16 protein-coding genes are annotated in these 17490 nt (G+C 50.2%); 1 reads left to right on the top strand and 15 read right to left on the bottom strand.

The features are described 5' to 3' along the window. Nucleotides 1-60: 60 nt before the first annotated feature. From ACFQ88_RS18470 to ACFQ88_RS18455, 4 genes are all read right to left on the bottom strand, one after another. A complete protein-coding gene (locus tag ACFQ88_RS18470; protein ID WP_379455122.1) occupies nucleotides 61-720 on the bottom strand; it encodes a nitroreductase family protein in 660 nt (219 codons plus the stop codon). A gap of 207 nt (nucleotides 721-927) precedes the next feature. Next, nucleotides 928-1395, bottom strand: a complete 468-nt coding sequence (locus ACFQ88_RS18465; protein ID WP_239625666.1) for an RrF2 family transcriptional regulator — start codon at nucleotides 1393-1395, stop codon at nucleotides 928-930. Nucleotides 1396-1518: 123 nt separating this feature from the next. Next, nucleotides 1519-1635 (bottom strand): DUF3221 domain-containing protein, encoded by a 117-nt coding sequence (locus ACFQ88_RS18460; protein ID WP_379455121.1) that lies wholly within the window; start codon nucleotides 1633-1635, stop codon nucleotides 1519-1521. A gap of 66 nt (nucleotides 1636-1701) precedes the next feature. Next, on the bottom strand, nucleotides 1702-2097 hold the full coding sequence (locus ACFQ88_RS18455) for a VOC family protein (protein ID WP_379455120.1): 396 nt from the start codon (nucleotides 2095-2097) through the stop codon (nucleotides 1702-1704). 249 nt (nucleotides 2098-2346) lie between these two features. Here ACFQ88_RS18455 and ACFQ88_RS18450 point away from each other — a divergent pair, with 249 nt between their 5' ends. Further along, entirely contained in the window at nucleotides 2347-4560 is a 2214-nt protein-coding gene (locus ACFQ88_RS18450; RefSeq protein WP_379455119.1) for an arylsulfatase, read from the top strand. An 11-nt stretch (nucleotides 4561-4571) separates the two neighbouring features. Here the strand turns inward: ACFQ88_RS18450 and ACFQ88_RS18445 are convergent, their stop codons facing one another. The 11 genes from ACFQ88_RS18445 to ACFQ88_RS18395 form a co-directional block, all read right to left on the bottom strand. Then, nucleotides 4572-6716: an MMPL family transporter gene (locus ACFQ88_RS18445; RefSeq protein WP_379455118.1), complete on the bottom strand. Its 2145-nt coding sequence runs from the start codon at nucleotides 6714-6716 to the stop codon at nucleotides 4572-4574. Nucleotides 6717-6768: 52 nt separating this feature from the next. Beyond that, nucleotides 6769-7935 carry an NAD(P)/FAD-dependent oxidoreductase gene (locus ACFQ88_RS18440; protein WP_379455117.1) on the bottom strand — a complete coding sequence of 389 codons (1167 nt, stop codon included), beginning with the start codon at nucleotides 7933-7935 and terminating at the stop codon, nucleotides 6769-6771. Beyond that, complete coding sequence (locus ACFQ88_RS18435; RefSeq protein ID WP_379455868.1) at nucleotides 7926-8657, bottom strand: methyltransferase domain-containing protein; 732 nt, start codon at nucleotides 8655-8657, stop codon at nucleotides 7926-7928. The genes ACFQ88_RS18440 and ACFQ88_RS18435 overlap by 10 nt, the downstream gene beginning before the upstream one ends. After that, nucleotides 8650-9804 (bottom strand): type III polyketide synthase, encoded by a 1155-nt coding sequence (locus ACFQ88_RS18430; RefSeq protein ID WP_379455116.1) that lies wholly within the window; start codon nucleotides 9802-9804, stop codon nucleotides 8650-8652. Before ACFQ88_RS18430 ends, ACFQ88_RS18435 begins: the two co-directional genes overlap by 8 nt. Before the next feature lie 235 nt (nucleotides 9805-10039). Then, complete coding sequence (locus tag ACFQ88_RS18425; RefSeq protein WP_379455115.1) at nucleotides 10040-11917, bottom strand: FAD-dependent oxidoreductase; 1878 nt, start codon at nucleotides 11915-11917, stop codon at nucleotides 10040-10042. Then, entirely contained in the window at nucleotides 11914-12738 is an 825-nt protein-coding gene (locus ACFQ88_RS18420) for a hypothetical protein (RefSeq protein ID WP_379455114.1), read from the bottom strand. Before ACFQ88_RS18420 ends, ACFQ88_RS18425 begins: the two co-directional genes overlap by 4 nt. A 27-nt stretch (nucleotides 12739-12765) precedes the next feature. Next, entirely contained in the window at nucleotides 12766-13551 is a 786-nt protein-coding gene (locus tag ACFQ88_RS18415) for an AraC family transcriptional regulator (RefSeq protein WP_379455113.1), read from the bottom strand. 65 nt (nucleotides 13552-13616) lie between these two features. Next, entirely contained in the window at nucleotides 13617-14972 is a 1356-nt protein-coding gene (locus tag ACFQ88_RS18410; RefSeq protein WP_379455112.1) for an ABC transporter substrate-binding protein, read from the bottom strand. A gap of 159 nt (nucleotides 14973-15131) precedes the next feature. Beyond that, nucleotides 15132-15659, bottom strand: a complete 528-nt coding sequence (locus ACFQ88_RS18405; protein ID WP_379455111.1) for an NUDIX hydrolase — start codon at nucleotides 15657-15659, stop codon at nucleotides 15132-15134. 39 nt (nucleotides 15660-15698) lie between these two features. Next, the gene (locus ACFQ88_RS18400; RefSeq protein ID WP_379455110.1) at nucleotides 15699-16187 is read right to left on the bottom strand and encodes a shikimate kinase; all 489 of its coding nucleotides are present in this window, start codon (nucleotides 16185-16187) and stop codon (nucleotides 15699-15701) included. 85 nt (nucleotides 16188-16272) lie between these two features. Further along, nucleotides 16273-17478 carry an MFS transporter gene (locus ACFQ88_RS18395; protein WP_239625692.1) on the bottom strand — a complete coding sequence of 402 codons (1206 nt, stop codon included), beginning with the start codon at nucleotides 17476-17478 and terminating at the stop codon, nucleotides 16273-16275. Between the last annotated feature and the right edge of the window lie 12 nt (nucleotides 17479-17490).

Genomic DNA, 17490 nt, shown 5'->3' with positions numbered 1-17490 from the left:
AAAAAAAGACCTTCGAGAGCCGCTGCACAATAATGCATCGGTTCGAAGGTCTTTCTCTTATTAGTTTGCAGGCATTTCGTTAAAGAATGTAATGTCTTCAATTGGCAGCCGAGTCGTCGGATGGCCCGGTTGTGCGGCTTTGCCGAGTGCAATCAGCATGATCGGAATATAACGATCGCTGATGTTGAAAGCTTCCTTCAGCTTGGCTGCGTCATAGCCGCCCATCGGGACTGTATCGTAGCCATGAGCGCGTGCAACCAGCATCAGCTGCTGGGAAACAATACCGCCGTCGGTGTGGATGATTTTGTGCAAAATGTCTTTCGGGAGCGAGCCATACATGCTAGCCGTTCTCTCAGCGAACGATTTAGCCGTTTCTTCCGGCATGTAGCCGCGTTTTGCTGCTTCACCGTAAATTTCATCGGCTTTATTATAGCCTTCCGTATCGCCCAACACAGCAATCACCGCTGCGGCTTCCGTAACCTGAGACTGGTTGAATGCAATCGGCTGCAGCTTCGCTTTCAGTTCTTCCGTCTCGATAACGAGAAAACGCCACGGCTGAACGTTCGAGGAGGATGGGGCCAGTGCCGCTTCCTTCAGCAGCTCCTTAATTTCCTCATGAGACAGACGGACCGATTTGTCATAATGACGTACAGAGCGGCGCTCGCGAATAACATCCGTGAAGAGTGGGGAGATTGCCCCAGTTTGAGTTGAAGTTGACATATTTTATTCCTCCTTAGGGTATAAATACTGTTTATGATTTAGCACAGTTATAATCGCACAATGCACTTTAGTTAAGAAGGATGCTTCTGCGGCAGTTATAACTGTGCCGAAATTCGCACAGTATGTCTCAAAAAAATATGGATGCTTGAGCTAAACTGTTGATTCTATAGCACAGTATATCCGCTGATCAAACCATTGTCAACAGACTTATTGCCTAAACTCATTACAAATCTTTGTTTCCAATTGATTGGCGATATCCGCAATCGTATACTGGCTTAGTACCCCGCGCATGCTGTTGTCCATCTCTTTAGTAATTTCCCCGAGTACAGATTTCATACCCACACCAAAAGGATGCGTCCCCGCTGTTTCGGTAATCCCGATGCATACATTGCTGTCAGTACGGAAAACATCATATATGTCGACCAAACGAATGGACTCCGCCGGTTTCTTCAAGTGATATCCGCCGGTACGGCCTTCCCGTGTTCCGATAAACCCTTCCTTGGCTAGAACAGCAAGGATACGGCGCAGCAAAGAAGCCTCTGACTGAAGGTATTTGGCAAGCTCAATGCTCGGACAAGCTGAGTCTACGTTCTCCCGCGACATAATGATAAGTGCCTGAACAGCGAGGCCGAACCATTTCGGGTGCTGCGTCGACGTACAATATTCTTGCTTCACCTTAAGGTCCCCCTTCATATCGCATACTATTTGCAGTTATGAATAATTGTACCGAAATCTCGCATATCCCGCAATTGTATTTATATGTGCGACAAACTATTATTGCTTTTGCTTCCGCCGGTTTTAGTCTTCAATGATTTCTATCTTTTTGGCACTAGCCTGAGCAGGAAAAGATTCCGCGATCCCGCCATCAACCCAATAGCGTACTTTTTGGCCTACTTTATAACATACCGCATCCATCACCCTCCCTGCATGTCATGAAAAAAAACCGCATTTAGATGTGATGCGGCTCTTAGAGATACGAAATTATTTCGCGTTCTTATCCGGTTGGTGGATTCCAAACAAGTTTCCTTCCGGATCCATATAATATCCCTGCCAAGCCATTCCGGGCAGAGCGTATTTAGGCAATGCGAGTTTGCCTCCGTTATTCAAAATTTTTGCTTCCGTTGCGTCGTAATCCGCCACTCCCATTGTACAAGCAAAGCCATTCATTGCCTGGCCTGGTTCTGGGGCGGCTCCGCGCCGCTGCATCAATGCACCGTTGATTCCCATCTCATTGGCATCGCCAGTGACAGCTCCGAAATAAGGCATTCCGGCATAACTGCTCCAATCTTCAAATACCCATCCAAATACCTCACCATAAAACTTCTTCGCAAGCTCCATGTCACTTACATGGATTTCGAAATGAACGACTCTTCCCATAATTACCTCCTAATGATGACTTATTTCAATTGCAATGTTTCTATTTGCAGACTCGATTCTCCTTTATTTATTATTATATCTTGCACAAATTCATTGTTTTTTAAAAAAGGCTTTCCTATTGTTTACAATTCAACAAGTGAGATTCCACTGCAACCACTTGCTCTTTTTTAAGCCGCCCCTTCATAAATTACTTATTATTGAACATAATCAAATATCCACATGCTCAAAGCGGGAAGCGGGTGATCGGGAATGAAGCACCGGAACCAAGATGGAGAACATACAGATCTAAATGTCATCTATATTGTTCTGGATGATGTTGGTTTCTCTTCTTTGGGATGCTATGGTTCAGAGATAAAGACTCCTAACATGGACTCCTTAGCCGAGAATGGCCTTCGTTACAACAATTTTACCGTAACCCCTCTATGTTCTCCCACCCGTGCTTGTCTGCTTACAGGCCGTAACTGTCACTCGGTAGGAGTTGGGATGGTAAGCGATATAGACTGGGGGCCGGAGTACCCTAACAAAAGAGGACGCATTACCGATTCAGCAGCCACAGTGGCAGAAATTTTGCAGCTCAATGGGATGGCTACCTATATGGCCGGAAAATGGCACCTGGTCCCGGGTCATGAAGCCTCATCAGCCGGACCTTTTCATAATTGGCCGCTTGCAAAAGGCTTTGACCGGTATTACGGCTTTTTACAAGCCATGACGGATCAATATGCACCTGATTTGGTTTACGATAACCATCGTGTTCGCTGGCCGGACTATCCGAATTACCATTTATCAGAGGATTTGGTTGACAAGAGCATCGAATTTTTGACGGACCATCTTTCGGTTACACCTGACCGATCCTTTTTTCTTTATTTGGCTTTCGGAGCCACCCATGAGCCTCATCAGGTACCGAATGAATACATTGAAGCTTATACGGGTGTATATGATAAAGGCTGGGATCACATTAGAGCTGAAAGATTCAAGCGGCAAATGGATATGGGCATCATCCCTCCGAACACTGAACTTGTGGATCGCAATCCGGGCATCAAGCCATGGGACGTGCTGACTCATGAGGAAAAGGTACTATTTACACGATTCCAGCAAACGTATGCCGGGTTTCTTACTCATACCGATCGTCAAATCGGAAGACTGCTTGCTTATCTAAAAACTAAAAGCATTCTCGATCATACGATTATCGTCTTGCTTTCAGATAACGGGGCCAGTCAGGAGGGGGACTGGAATGGCTCCATTAATGACGCTGCCTATCTCAATCGAATTACGGAGAACGTGAATGAGATGCTGCTTCACATTGACGAAATAGGCGGACCTCAAACAAGCCCTAATTATCCCAAAGGATGGGCGCAAGCTGCAAATACGCCCTTCAAATTTTATAAGCAAGACACCTTCTATGGAGGCATCCACGTCCCTCTAATCATTCATTGTCCTTCGTTGATTTCAGACGGCGGCGCGGTTCGTTCGCAATTTTATCACGCCATCGACATTACTCCTACTATACTGGACCTTCTAAATATTCAAGCTCCCGCGAGAGTAGATGGTGTCCCTCAGATGCCGATGCAAGGCGTTAGCATGAGAGATACATTGACAGAACCCAACGCAGCTTCCCTTCGGAATACACAATATTTTGAAATGCTCGGCAACAGGGCAATTTGGCATGACGGCTGGGTTGAGGTTACTAATCATGAAACCGGCGTGCCTTACGATAAAGATCAGTGGGAGCTGTACTATGTCAATGAAGATTTTTCTCAAAAGTTTAATCTTGCAGACCGTAATCCGGAAAAATTAAGAATGCTCGAAGCTTTATGGTGGGAGGAAGCCATAAAGTACGGTGTTCTTCCTCTGAGTGATCTCCCGCTGCCACACGGGTACGCCGGCCTCCAAGAAGGGAGAACCACGTTCGTCTACTATCCCGGAATGGCCCATTTGCCTACAACCGCCGCTCCCTACATCAACAGGTCATCTTACTCGATTACCATCCCTATCTTTCGATCCCATGTTTCAGCAAAAGGAATATTAATTGCCCATGGCAATCGTTCCAGCGGATATACACTCTATATTAAAAATAATTCATTATTCTGTGAATACAATGATGCCGGCACAGTCTATAAAACTCAATCCTCTGCAGGAGTTCCCCTTGGATACTCCACGATTCAGTTTATTTTTAAACGAAGAGGAATCCTTCAAGGCGTCGGCAAGCTCTTCATTAACGGTCAAGACGTTGGGACGGTAGATATGCCGCGGACCTTACCGTTTGTTCTTTCCGTCGAAGGGTTGGATGTCGGACGGGATCGATTAACTCCGGTCAGTCCAAGGTACCCCACTCCCGAATTTCCGTTCAACGGCCTCATTGAGAAAGCAGTGGTTGATATTTGCGAGCCGCCGCTATCCATCATGCATCAACGTGACTCCATCTATATCAGCATCAATGGAAAGACGCGTATGTTCCAAGGGTAGAACATCAGTACTCATCCTTTCTTTAACCAGCCGGGCGCCCACCAGTTCCAGCTTCCAAGCCATTTCATCAGAGCAGGAATCAGAATCAATCTTATAATGGTCGCATCGATGAAAATAGCCGCTGCAATGCCTATCCCCAATTGTTTCACGCCTATCACCTCACCGAACGCAAACGGCAGCGTAACTGCGATCATTATCGCGGCCGCCGAAGTGATCATTCTGCTTGTGGAGGCTAACCCAATGAGGACCGCCCTGTTATTGTCCCGTGTCTGCTGATACACCTCAAAGATACGGGAAACAAGGAATACGCCGTAATCCATACTGATACCGAATACCAGCCCGAATACAAATACGGGAATCATGATCGCAATGCTGCTCTGTTCCATTCCCAGAGCCTCTTCGTTATACATCCATGTCAAAATACCGAACGAGGCGCCGAGGCTCAATAGATTCATACAGATGGTTTTTATCGGAATGAGGACGGAGCGGAATGCGGCGAACAAAACGATATAATTGGAGATAACGATAAAAAGGACAACGTCTTTTATATTGTTGAAGATCGCATCATACACTTCCTGTTGATATTTGGCTTCTCCTCCCAGTAGGAACGGCATATCTGCAGACATCCCCTCCCATTTCCTGACCCAATCCATCGCCTGCTTCGATGACGGCTCCCCTTCAATGGTTACTTCAAGAAGCATGCGGTTTGCTGTAACAAAAGCCGGGAGAACCGGAGCGTATTTCCCCCTGCCATAATGCTGCTGAAACAAGTAATGGAGCTGGCCCGGCGGCAGCTTCAGTGCAGAGAATACGGATTTCACCTGCTTAACCTCAGGTTCCTTTTCTATTCTTTGGACCAGCGCAAATGCCTTCAGCCAGTCCTCATTGCTTGAGCTGTTGAAAGCTCCCGTTGCAACAACCAACACTTGGGAAGTCGAAGGGTCTACGAAGCGGGTTTGATACGACTGAGCAGCCACACGGGATTCGTAATCCTTCGGCAGCGATTGAGCGTCCGGAATGGCTACTTCCATCCTGCTCAGAGGCAAGAAGCAGCCGGTCAAAATCATTAACGCCAATAGCCCCATTCGAACGGGTCTTTGCATCACATACTGCGACCAGGTGTACCAAATGTTCGATCTGCTGATAGATGACAGCGGCATGGTTTCCGCCTGAATAACCGGCCATAGCAACGTAAAAAGAGCCGGAAGCAGCGTCAAGGTTAAACAAACCGAAATAAGCAATACAACCATAGCGCCGAGAGCGACGGAAGTAAAGATCGGCAGTGGAATGTGCAGCGTCCCGGCCAATGCAAGAAGCACGGCGGCGGCAGAGAACACAACAGATCTTCCGGCCGTTTGCATGGTCGTTATCAGAGCTTGCTCCAGGGGATGCCGTGACAGCTCTTCACGAAACCGGCTGACCAGCAGTAATGCAAAATCGATGCTTAGCGCCAAACCGACCATCGGAATGACATTCAGGACGAAATTAGACAGCTCCAGCTCCTTCCCTATCCAATACATCAATCCCATAGTACCGGTAACGCTGACCACTCCGATAATAACGGGAAGCATGGCGGAAGCGACTCCGCCGAAGGCGATCCACAAGATGATGAACGCAGCTGGGAGTCCGATCCGTTCCGCCTTTCCGAGGTCATTGCGGCTCGCTTGATTGACATCGGATTGGACTACCGGCTTCCCCGTAATTTTTACGGAAATTCCTGCAGCTTTAGGCAGTCGTCGATGAATATCGTCTATCACCGGCTTCAAATCATAGGAGGTCTTCTGCAACGCCAGAAGCGCGTAAGCATGATTTTCACTAAGCATTCCCGGCCGCTCTAATGGCGATATGATGTCGGTCAGATCGTCCGTTCCTTTCACATTAAGCAGAGCCTTTTCGATGAAGCGCCGGAATTGATCGGGAGTTACGGTTTCCTTTTTCTCAAAGATGAGAATGATAGGATCATCGGGGATATGAAATTCGGAGGATACGATTTGCTGCACTTTGGCATAGGATTCGTCAGCCAGCAAACCGTGATTTTTTAATACCGATGGAAGCTTGTGGGCGTATGCCCCGAATAAGACCAAAAACACGGTCCAAATGATAATGATGGTTTTCGGATATTGAAGGCAGAGGAAGGCGAGCTTGCGGTATCCCATGGATATGCTCCTCTTTGTACGGATTGCGAAGGTAAATACATAGGCGGATGCTCTAGAGCTCTAGAAAGTCGATTTCCTTTAGTCTGGTTGCACGAAGCAATCGATCAGCAACTCGCGGCGTCATCCTGGCTAGGCGCAGCGCAGCAGTGGAGAGTATGGGCTTATTGACCAGTGATTGTATTAGCCAACCCCAACGAAGTGGACCCAGGAATTCTCGGCGAATGGATTGAGAGTATTCGTGTTTCCATTGGCTGAGCGACAGATTCCCGTGCAAATAGCTATCTGCAAATGAAGAGCATAACTGAGCCGATCGCAGTGCCATCGACATCCCGTCTCCACAGAGCGGCGGCAGCATAAGCATCGCGTCACCCACTCTGGGAAGGATATCCCATGCGAGAGGCTTGCGGGTTAGATGGACCGGAGCAACAGCCGCTTGAGTTCCGGGAATCGGCACAGCTTGGGACAGCCTTTGGCAGATCACGGGATTCCTCCGGGCGGCGGCCTCGATCAGCCCTGTTATCGTTGCAGCATGTCCTTGAAATGCATCGTGCTCCACCAGCGCAGTAATATTTACGATCCCGTGCTCAACAGGACAGACGCCGATATAACCACCAGAAAAAAAATAAAGCTCTACAACAGGCTCCGCTTCCACACCGCTAAAATGAGATTTTATGCCAATGTACTTCTTTGCCGTCGAATTCGGACTCGGGCCGGGCAGACCCGAACGGCGGCTGGCTCCCCATGCGGCAATAACGGCTCGTGCCATTACGGTACGAGGCTCTGTATTCTGTTTCGTTTGGATCGTATACCCCTTGTCTCGCGGGAGAACGGAAGTCACGGTCGTTGCCGTCTGCAGCTCTACCCCCGCTTTGACCGCCTCATTATGAAGCATCGAATCCATGGAGTGTCTGCTTATTCCCAAGGCGATTCCTGGCATAGCCAATTCCAGCGCATCACCGCCATTCAGGATTAGCCGTGTCCGGTTAATCCGGCTCGGTTGAAGCGATTGTACCGCTTCATGCAGCCCAAGAGCGCGCAGTATAGCTTGCGATTCCGGAGACAGAAATTCTCCGCATACTTTATGCCGCGGAAACTGGCGCTGATCGATCAGCACCGTCTCCCATCCCCGATCAGCTAAAGCTTTGGCCACGGCGCTTCCGGCTATTCCCGCCCCAAGCACCGCGACATCATATTGGCGATGCATCGCATTCAACTCCATCTATTGGAATGAGCCCCCTGCTTGCTTAGGACGACGGCATAACGGAACAACGGCCTCCAGCGATAGAACAGCTCGGGGATGCCGAGCTCACTTCCGAGACGAATCCAATCGGCCGAACGAAACCCTTTAGCCACGGACAAAGGACCGTCGTGTACTATGTATCGGTTGCTCGACACCAATCGCGCTGTAAGCCACACCGCAGTCCATGCAATCCAGTGCCGATGAATATCATTGATTACGACGCCCAGTCGGGACGTCTTGAGCATGTGCTCTACAACGCGGGCCAGCTCCTGATCTTCAAAATGATGGACAAATTGCGTCCCGGTAATAATATCAGCAGCGCCTTCCGGCAGATCAAACAAATCGCGTTTCAAGACTTGTACCCGCGGTTCCTTATGGAAGAATCTTCTCGCTTCCTCGCAAGCTTCTTCGGTTACGTCAACCAAGGTGATCCTGAGTTCAATTCCGTTCACATCAGCCCACCGGAGAAGCCGTCGGTTCACATCTCCGGAGCCCGAGCCGATGTCCAGAATGGACAAACGGTCCGGCTTGTCCGCTGCTTGCCATAATCGATTCACACCATACAGTGTGGGCGATGATGCCGCAAAGATCCGATTCAGCCTGCGCAGATGCTGCAGCGCTTCGCGGAGCTCCTCTCCCCCTTGTGAGAAGTCGTCCATCAGTTCAGGCTCCTCGGCCCGCTGACGCAGCCGGCTAAACACTTCGTTTACCCGCAAGCAGCTCCTCTTGGCGATTAACGGCCGGGACATATACAATCCGGATCATCTCGACTGTAAGGCCCGGACCGAATGCCATCGCTATGCCGTCTGCGGCTCCCGAACGGCGGGTTTCCAGTCCCTTTCTCATTTCGTCAAGAACGAACAAAATGGTCGCGGAGGATACATTGCCGTAATGGCGCAGTACGGAGTAGCTGGGCTCGGTCTGCTCGTCTGTAAGCCCGAACACGTCCTGAAGAGCCTCGACAATGCCGCGTCCGCCGGGGTGGATCGCCCATAGCTGCGGGTCAGGCTCTCCTTCCAATAACCGCCTTGCCTCTGCAGGAATCAAGCCGGCTATTTGCTTCGGAATACTTGGGGAAAGGTATAGGTCAAAGCCGTAATCCCCCAGCTCCCATACCATATCGTTGGCCGAGTCAGGCAGAAGGGCCGAATGCTCCTTGCCCAGCTGAAATATCCCTTTATGCTCACGATCAGCGGCGCCAATAACACAAGAAGATGCACCATCACCGAAAAAAGAAGCGGCGAATAGAGCTTCCCGCTCCGCCGAAGGTTGAATGTGGAGCGTACACAGCTCGACACAGACAACAAGCACTTTAGCGCCCGGTTGCCCTGCAGCGATTTGCTTCGAGAGACAAACCGCCTTAAGCCCTGCAGCGCAGCCTAGAAATTGCAGCGGGATCCGATTCACCGTATCGGACAACCCCAGCTGCTTGACCAAAGCCGTATCCATACCTGGAAGAAATTGGCCTGTGCAGCTGACCGTCAGCAGGTGAGTAATTTCTGAAACGTTAACCTCGGCGTCTGCCAGCGCTTTTCTTGCTGCCTCTAAGCCAAGCGGTACGGACTCCCTTTTATATGTTTGCATTCGCTCGGCGGTAGAAGGTATCGATTCTATGGATAAACTTGGAAAGTAACGGCAGCTCGAAGCCGGCTCCAGCAGGTTCGGCTCGCAGGTGTACCTGGTCTCCACACCGCACTGCTTGAAAATTCTCCTCGCCCAGCGCGCGGAATCCGCGTTGTCCTTCAAAGCCTCCATTAACCTTGCAGATGTCTCCGCCTGTTCAAGCCGATAAGCCGGCACGGCTGTACCTATTCCTAAGATTGCGATGCTGGAATCTCCATGCTCCATACCCTGATACCATCCTCTCCTGCAAATTGTTTCAGCTGCATTGTTACATCCTCTGTATAGTTTGGACATGTCTCCTGCTGCTATCATTCTTATTCGCAAGTTGTTATTCATATGACGAATGGAGCAAGATAGATTCCTATAAAGAGAGAAGAACCCCTTGCCTGCTCTCCTGGATAAACGAAAAGAAGCATCCAGACGCGGCCGTCTGCAATGCTTCTCTTGCCTTCCTACCACTTCACGCGGGCGATCCCCAGCTTTGAAGGTGTTTATCTACGATCTCTTCAATTCGTTCAAGCATCGAGTACTTGATAACCCTGGAGCCCTTGAATGATACTTTTAATTGAAGCTCAGGGTCATGGAGACGCTCTTGGATCGCAGCACCAATGCTCTCTCGCAGCTCCGTATGCACGTCCGCTATTCGCAGCAAAGCCATAACGGAGAACGAAAAAAACTGAAAATACAGCTCCTCCGGATCGGATATAAACTCCCAGTTCCGTTCCTCCGGATTTAGTTGCGGCAGCTCCGCCGGGTCACGGATAATCTTCAGCAGCTCCTGCACGATGCCCTTATCCCTGAGCTTGCCTAGCAGGTAAATTGCTGCATAGCCGCGCACTTGGTTGTATTTGCGGCTCGTATGCGGAACAAACATGTCCCTTTCCTGAACGATGCGTCTAAGCATTGGGATCGCTGCAGCATCGCCGATTAATCCGAGGGCCATCGCACTGTGCTTCGGCAGGTGTTCCTCCTTGTCGCTCGATAGCCAGGATTGCAGCTGGGGCACCAGCTGAGCTCCGAGACGCTTCGCCGACCAAATGGCAATACCCGGCTTGGTACCGGCAAGAGCCTCCCGGATCTCGGCAGGGTCTGTCAGCCACTTGCGGACAGCGTAATCTTGATTCACCTTAGTGGAGCTGTCTTTAAACTCCACGCTCCTCCCCTGCTCCAGACAACCGGTTTCTTCCAATAAGGACCGCAGCTCCGCATAGGGAATGGTTGTTAGCGAGCAGTTCTTAGTTATACTTAGATACGCCATATCGGCAGCGGCTTCTCCGCTCTTCTGCATATCCCGTTTCATGCGGATGCAGCTAGCGAGATCATGATCAAGCGAGATGCTTCTGCCGGCAGCTAGCAAGCCTTCGGTACCATGCGGTATGTGGGTGCCTATCGGAATGGGAACCGTGAAGTTGAGCCCCCACAGACTGGAGACGACGGACCAATCCTGCTGCGCTTCGCTCTCGAAGGCAACGTCCTTGCTGTGATTATCCAAATTCGAGTATGCGTAAAAGAGCGGCTCCGAAGTATACCTTTCTTCGATAAAGTCTCCGAAGGTGACCGTCTCCTCGCCAACGATAAGCCTTCCTTCTCTCAGCCCGAGCTGCGGCATAATTTTCAACAGCCGTCCCTCATCATCCCGGTACTCCGCTTTCAAGTGTGTTTCTAGAAGAGCGGATTGTACAATCGACTTGGACAAGGCTTCCGGGTCTGCGGCGTCGACATATCCCGAATCCGTGTAAAAATGGTGGATGCGGTGATCTTTCAGGAGCTGCACGACATTGGAAAACGGCTGCACTTGACCGTCTGATGAACGCCCCCTGCGCACCTCGCAGCCTGCCAAAGCGCAAACCTCGGCCTCACTCGACGCATCGATAATGACGCGGCTGCCTGCGCTTTGGATGCCATGGGGCCCTATCCACCGCAGCCCCTTGACAGCGCGTCCTTCCATGTACACGCCAAGGACGATAGCCTCATATTGAAAGGCGGCGCCGGCTGATGCGGTTTCCCGCTCCAGAACGATGCTCTTGGCATTGGCATTGACGCCTCCCGCTTTGAGAAAGGAAGCAGCCTCCAGCTCCGCCGTCCGAGTATCCACCTCTTCGTAGATTCCTCCGCGCGTTCCAAAGTAATAGCCGGTCACGCCGCCCAATGTTCCGGCTCCGCCCATTCCGTGCATTTGTTCCAAGCCGAGCACCTTCAATCCCAGCTTCGCCGCCCGGATGGCTGCAATGGCGCCTGCTGTACCTAACCCCACAATGATAACATCATACATATCTTTAAAATCGGGCTTGCACGATGTTTGTACAAGTCTGCCGTTCCACCGCTCGGAAAGATTCATATCGCCGGTACCTCCATTTGAAATTGAACTCCCGCTTCAAATGCGGCAATAGGATCCGCATACGCAGCCGAAGGATGCCATAGCCAGCCCGGTGACAGTACGAATGTCTTCGCAGGTAAAGATACATCGAACGCGTCGGCAATAGTAGCCAGCTTCCACGGCTTCAACGATTCCGGCCGTGCTTCCCAGAACGACAGCAGCCTCTCCCTTGCTGCATGCCAATCGTCATCAAGCTCCAGCGGACAGCTGACGACCCACTCCGATGCAAAGCGCCCTTGATAGATCGTGAAGCCTTCCGTTATGGAAGGTGGATTTTGCGTGCTCTCCGGACGATGAATCATGGCATTGAGCCGTTTGCCCTGCAGCTGTCGTCCTGCCGAATCCGGGGCTGTCTCACAAAAGCTCGTAGTATCTATGATGGTGTCCACCTGCACCTTGGATAATCCTGCAGCTCCCATTAAGGTGACCTCGTAGCCTCCGTCCGGCAGCGCAGCCGTATCAATTACGCGGGTCAAGAAGCGCACCGGAAGCTTTTCGCTGGATATCACTCGATATAAGAGCGGCGCAAACGCCGGCCAGTGAATGCCTCCCTCTCCGCCGATGACGCTTCGATGCACCGCTTCGCTCATCAGCGTATTCGTTATCGGCGACACCTCTTGTGATAAATTCACCTTAGCATTGCGGAAAGCAGCGATAAATTCTGCTCCGACCGACCCGGTTCGTTCCACAACGAGGGCCTTCTCCTTCAGGCTGGATGCTAACCCAAGCCCTGCGAACGTGCTCCCGACGATTAAGACATGGAATCGCTCCACCTCGTGCATAATCTCTCTCCTCCTCTACTCTACTAATTATCCTCGGTATTCACGGGGAGCCATTCCGGTCACCTTCGTAAATACGCGGGTAAAATACAACGGATCGTTATATCCGATCTCTCTGGCGATCTCGCTGATCGGCTTGGATGAGCCCGTGAGCATGGTCTTAGCATGATCGATTCGAACCTTTTCGACGAATTGCAGCGGGCTGATCCCTATTACTTTTTTGAACAGGGCGGAATAATGACTGACGGATAGGGACACATGCTCCGCTAACACCTCCCGGCTTATGGGCTCGGCATAATGCTGCCGAATGTACTTTACGCTGTTGTCCATGGCGCGATAAGAGCTCTCCTCCCGTGTCCGCACTTCGATTACGGCGGAGCATAGTTCATCCAGCAGCTGGAACAGGCCCAGCTTCGTCTGCCACTCATAGCCCGGCGATTTCGAATGCCAGCCATCGTATAACGCCGCTGCCTGCCCATGGACAGAATGTCCTGGCAAGTAGAGCATTCTTGCTAACGGCAGCGGTGTCACCGTAACCGTAGTCTGCACCTCGCTTCCTTCCCATTGCACACGCAGCTGATGAAAATGTACGCCGAAATAATGAAGCGGCTTATCGCGGGAGCACTTCAGCTCCATCCGCATTCCCGGTGAGACATGAAAGATACATCCCGGCCCAAGCTCATAGCTCTCTCCATTCAGATTGAGCGTACCCTCACCCTCGTAGATAAAAGCCAGATTGTAAACATTCGTTGAAGGCCGAACCGCGCAATATTCAGTTCCCTCCCAAAAGTCGACGGTTCGGTGCACCACGTCCATAATTTTGGGGAAAAATTGGTGAAGATACTCTTTCTCGATGACATACCACGCTCCCAGCCAAGAGTTTATTTGTTTTTCGCCGTCTGAATGGCTTGGTTGATCTTATCGTCTGCCAGACGCAGTGCCGTATTCACATCCGTTCCCTTGCTTATCATGGCCGCGAATTCCCCTTGTAGAATAGAGGATGCATTGACCAGTGGCGCCATTTTGGCGTTAGCTTGCGGCATCGGAGCGAATTTGTTGTAAAAGACGGCTTTGAAATTTTTGTCCTTGAACAGCTTATGACCGCTGCCGAGACTCGATCGGATTTTCTCATCCATTAGGATGGTTGGTCTGCCTTCCTTGTTCGCCTGCAGCTGAACTTCATCGGATAGCAGCTCCGTAACCACCTGGAACGCCTGCTCGGCTTTCTTATTCACATTGCTGATAAAATAATAAATGGTGTTGGGCTGATAACCGACTCCTTGCGCATCGGGGAATGTCGGAGCGGCCACCATATCCCAATCGAGATCCGGATCGCTCTCGAACCGCCCGTAGCCTGACATCGGAGAAGCCACCATCGCAACATTTCTCTGCTTATGAAATGCGGTCAGCTCTTTATCCGGCGTAATATCTCCCTCAGGCTTATTTCCGGGAATGTCGTAAATGGCCTTGTATGTCATGAGAAGCTTTTGGAAAGCCGGCACATTGACGGAGCTTTTTTCCTCCGTAGGATGAATCAGAGGCAGTGACAATTGGTTCTCCAAGATCATATTGCTGTAAAACAGCGACATGCCCCGGTATTGGGTTCCGTCTTCATAACGGGTCAAGCTGGCGGCGAGTCGGGTGACTTCCTCCCACGTCATGCCGTCCTTCGGAAAGGCAATGCCGAATCGCTTAAAAATATCTTTGTTATAAAAGAGAACGACAGTATTAAGATACTTGGGCAATCCGTAAATGGCACTTGTGGAGGTAGCATTTTTCAACGATTCCATGGTGGAAGGCTCGATCCGAGACATATCGTAGTTATATTTCTTGATCAAGCCGGTCAAGTCGTACTCAAGCCCCAGGGGGATAAGGGAGGATTGCATTCCTGCAAGCGAAGTGATCGTAATGTCAGGCGCTTGACCGGAAACCATCATGCTTTGCAGGCTGGTTTCTTTTCCCTCAATGATATATTTCAGCTTATAATGCGGAAACTTGGCCCTAATGGGCTCAGCGATCGTACGCTCGAATTCTTCCTGCGTGATGGAAGCAACCTTCGATAGAATCAGCAGCTCCGCCTGCTCCAGCTTGGCGTCTTGGATGTTTTTCGCTTCTTCTTTTGCCGAAGGATTTTCTGCGGTTGGATTCCCGGCGGGAGCGCCGCCTGTGCATGCGGACAATAATACGATCGAAATTGCCGTGATGCAACCGATACTCCCCTTTGTCAATGGATACATCGACATTCCCCCTAATTGAATGAATACGCGGTTGAAAACCCTTTCACCACTAATTATAATCATCCGTTTTAGGGAGTAAATGGAGAATACCTCTAACTAATATGGATAATAAGCTGATGCGCTTTCCAGCCAAAACAAAAAAATAAAAAGCCTGATCACTCAAGCTTTTACATTAGAATTCATGGTGCTTTGATATGTCTCAAGTATCGTTGTATCACGCAAAATCATAAATCCAGTGGAATAGTCATTACTATGTAAGGAATCATTCATCACTTCTAATGCTTTGTCCAGTGTCATCCAAGTAACCGTCATCCCAAGCTGCTGTTCGTTCTCGCTAAGCATTGCGCTACGAGGGCTATGATTGGCTTTGGCTGCATAGCAGTAGGAATATTGCATAAAATCATTTCTCTTCTTATGCTCCTCGATATATCCCAGCTCATGAAATATTTCAGCTTCATAACCGGTTTCTTCCATAATCTCGCGCAAAAACGCGTCTTGTGCCTGTTCGCCATCCTCTATACCACCGCCAGGCAGCTTGTAAAGCTTCAGCTTCGACATATACATCATGGCAACGTTACCCTGTTCATCCACTACAATGCCTCTCGCGCTATAACGTGATACGGAATCCAGCAATTCGGGTTCACCGCCGACAATATCACTATCCGTAATTATTTTGATTAATTCCATTCCTTGTCCCCCAGCTTATCTAGTTCAATAAAATCATGCTCACAGCATCTCTAACAGTTCACTAACGCAATGCTCTATCTCTTTGTTTGTGCAATCCAAAGTTTTATCACTGTACTTCATGTAGAGCGGGACTCTTTCATCGTAAACGTCCTTCAGACTGTTTCCATTCTTGATCACAATACCTCTGGTCGTTATGTTGGTAAGTCGCCGCTCAATTTCCTCGTACGATACATGCAAATAAATAATCTGTCCGCCCTGTTTTAAAGCATTCATAGCTTTATCGGAATAAACGACGCTTCCGCCTGTGGATATGATGCAATGATCTCGCTGCAGCTCAGACACAATGCTTTCTTCAATTTCCATAAACGCTTCGATACCGTCATGATCGATGATTTCTTGCAATAGCCTGCCTTCCTGCTGCTGGATAACAAGATCGGTATCTACGTAATCCATTCCCAAAGCTTTGGCAAGCAGCACACCTAAGGTGCTCTTACCGGCTCCGGACATACCTATAAGCACGATGTTCATAAGACCCTCACTTTTGTTGAAGTTGGAAATTAATGAAGCTTTCATTCATCAGGTACAGCTGCGGTATGCAGTCACGCTGCTTCGATCACTTCGTCAGGGCGCCTGACCCCCGATGAGGCGCAGCCGTTCCCGCCCCCGCCCTGTTCAGCAGCAGGTATGCCAATACGGATGTGACGCAGCCGAGGGCGCCGACCATCAGGAAGCCGTCCTCCAAGGATAGCCAATCCCCGGCAGCTCCCATGAATAAGGGTCCCCCGAACATTCCTAAACCGTAAATCGCCTGATAGAAGCCCATGGCTGTCGCCCGTTTCCCGGTATCCATATGCTTAATACTCAAGGACATCAGCACGGGAGAAGTGAAGCCTCTTCCGAAGCCCGCCAAAGCTTGCGTCAGCATCAGCACCCAGAGCGATGGAGTAAAAGGAATTGCCACTGTAAACACTCCGCTGATGACGAATCCGACTATGATTGTATTCCTCTCGCCCAGCTTTTGCGCCAAATGCCTTCCCCCGAACCAGGAGGCTAATGCGGTTGGGAACGTGGAAAAGAACGTCAGAAGTCCCATATCCAGCTTCGTAGCTCCAAGCGACTGGGCGAACACAGGTGTGAAGCCGAACACGGTCGCGAAGGTCAGCACCTGAAAAAGAATGGACAAGAAGGAAACGGTGAGCAGTTTCCGGTCCCTCGCTACCTCCAGAACACCCTCGAAGGTAATTTTCTGCGCATCCTTCTCCACCTTCTCGACCAGATACAATGCGCCGACGAGTCCTATCGCCCCTACCACCGCGCCGATGATAAATGACGACTCCCACCCGAACCGGTCCGCGAACCATCCGCCGAGAAGAATGCCGAGCATTTGCCCCATGGAATTGTAAAAGGACAACGTCCCCAACGCTTGAGTCGTGTCTTCTTTCTTAAAGTAGCTGACGAACAAAATAGTGAAATCCACCCAGGTCGCCGCCGCTGCTCCCGCAAGCGCTCTCAAGATGAGAATCCAGGTGACCTCCTGTGTGATCAGAATGCCGAGTCCGGCCAATACGGAGAACAACAGTCCGAATACGATAAACAATTTGCGTTTGTGATAACGGTCGGAAAGCACACCTACGGGAATGCGCAGCAGCATCTGGCTGAGCCCGTACATGCCGACGATAAAGCCGGCCATTTGGTGGGAAGCGCCAAGATACTCTACATATGAAGCCAAGATCGGAACGCACGTATACATGGAAAACCAGAACAGCAAGGTCACGGCGCAAAAAAGCGGGATTCGATAATTTGCCTTAGCGTCTGCCAATGTGATCACTCC

The organism is Paenibacillus sp. NPDC056579 (assembly GCF_042793215.1).
Classification (GTDB): Bacteria; Bacillota; Bacilli; order Paenibacillales; family NBRC-103111; genus Paenibacillus_S.
The sequence above is the reverse complement of the archived record's forward strand: the minus strand, read 5'-3'. Positions and strand labels throughout refer to the sequence as shown.

Excerpts from the sequence above, each read along its gene's own strand:
- ACFQ88_RS18445 (WP_379455118.1), bottom strand. The coding sequence starts at position 6,716 with ATGGGATACCGCAAGCTCGCCTTCCTCTGCCTTCAATATCCGAAAACC.
- ACFQ88_RS18400 (WP_379455110.1), bottom strand. The coding sequence starts at position 16,187 with ATGAACATCGTGCTTATAGGTATGTCCGGAGCCGGTAAGAGCACCTTA.
- ACFQ88_RS18420 (WP_379455114.1), bottom strand. The coding sequence starts at position 12,738 with ATGCACGAGGTGGAGCGATTCCATGTCTTAATCGTCGGGAGCACGTTC.
- ACFQ88_RS18430 (WP_379455116.1), bottom strand. The coding sequence starts at position 9,804 with ATGGAGCATGGAGATTCCAGCATCGCAATCTTAGGAATAGGTACAGCC.
- ACFQ88_RS18470 (WP_379455122.1), bottom strand. The coding sequence starts at position 720 with ATGTCAACTTCAACTCAAACTGGGGCAATCTCCCCACTCTTCACGGAT.
- ACFQ88_RS18405 (WP_379455111.1), bottom strand. The coding sequence starts at position 15,659 with ATGGAATTAATCAAAATAATTACGGATAGTGATATTGTCGGCGGTGAA.
- ACFQ88_RS18450 (WP_379455119.1), top strand. The coding sequence starts at position 2,347 with ATGAAGCACCGGAACCAAGATGGAGAACATACAGATCTAAATGTCATC.
- ACFQ88_RS18425 (WP_379455115.1), bottom strand. The coding sequence starts at position 11,917 with ATGAATCTTTCCGAGCGGTGGAACGGCAGACTTGTACAAACATCGTGC.
- ACFQ88_RS18455 (WP_379455120.1), bottom strand. The coding sequence starts at position 2,097 with ATGGGAAGAGTCGTTCATTTCGAAATCCATGTAAGTGACATGGAGCTT.
- ACFQ88_RS18415 (WP_379455113.1), bottom strand. The coding sequence starts at position 13,551 with ATGGACGTGGTGCACCGAACCGTCGACTTTTGGGAGGGAACTGAATAT.
- ACFQ88_RS18410 (WP_379455112.1), bottom strand. The coding sequence starts at position 14,972 with ATGTATCCATTGACAAAGGGGAGTATCGGTTGCATCACGGCAATTTCG.
- ACFQ88_RS18440 (WP_379455117.1), bottom strand. The coding sequence starts at position 7,935 with ATGGAGTTGAATGCGATGCATCGCCAATATGATGTCGCGGTGCTTGGG.
- ACFQ88_RS18460 (WP_379455121.1), bottom strand. The coding sequence starts at position 1,635 with ATGGATGCGGTATGTTATAAAGTAGGCCAAAAAGTACGCTATTGGGTT.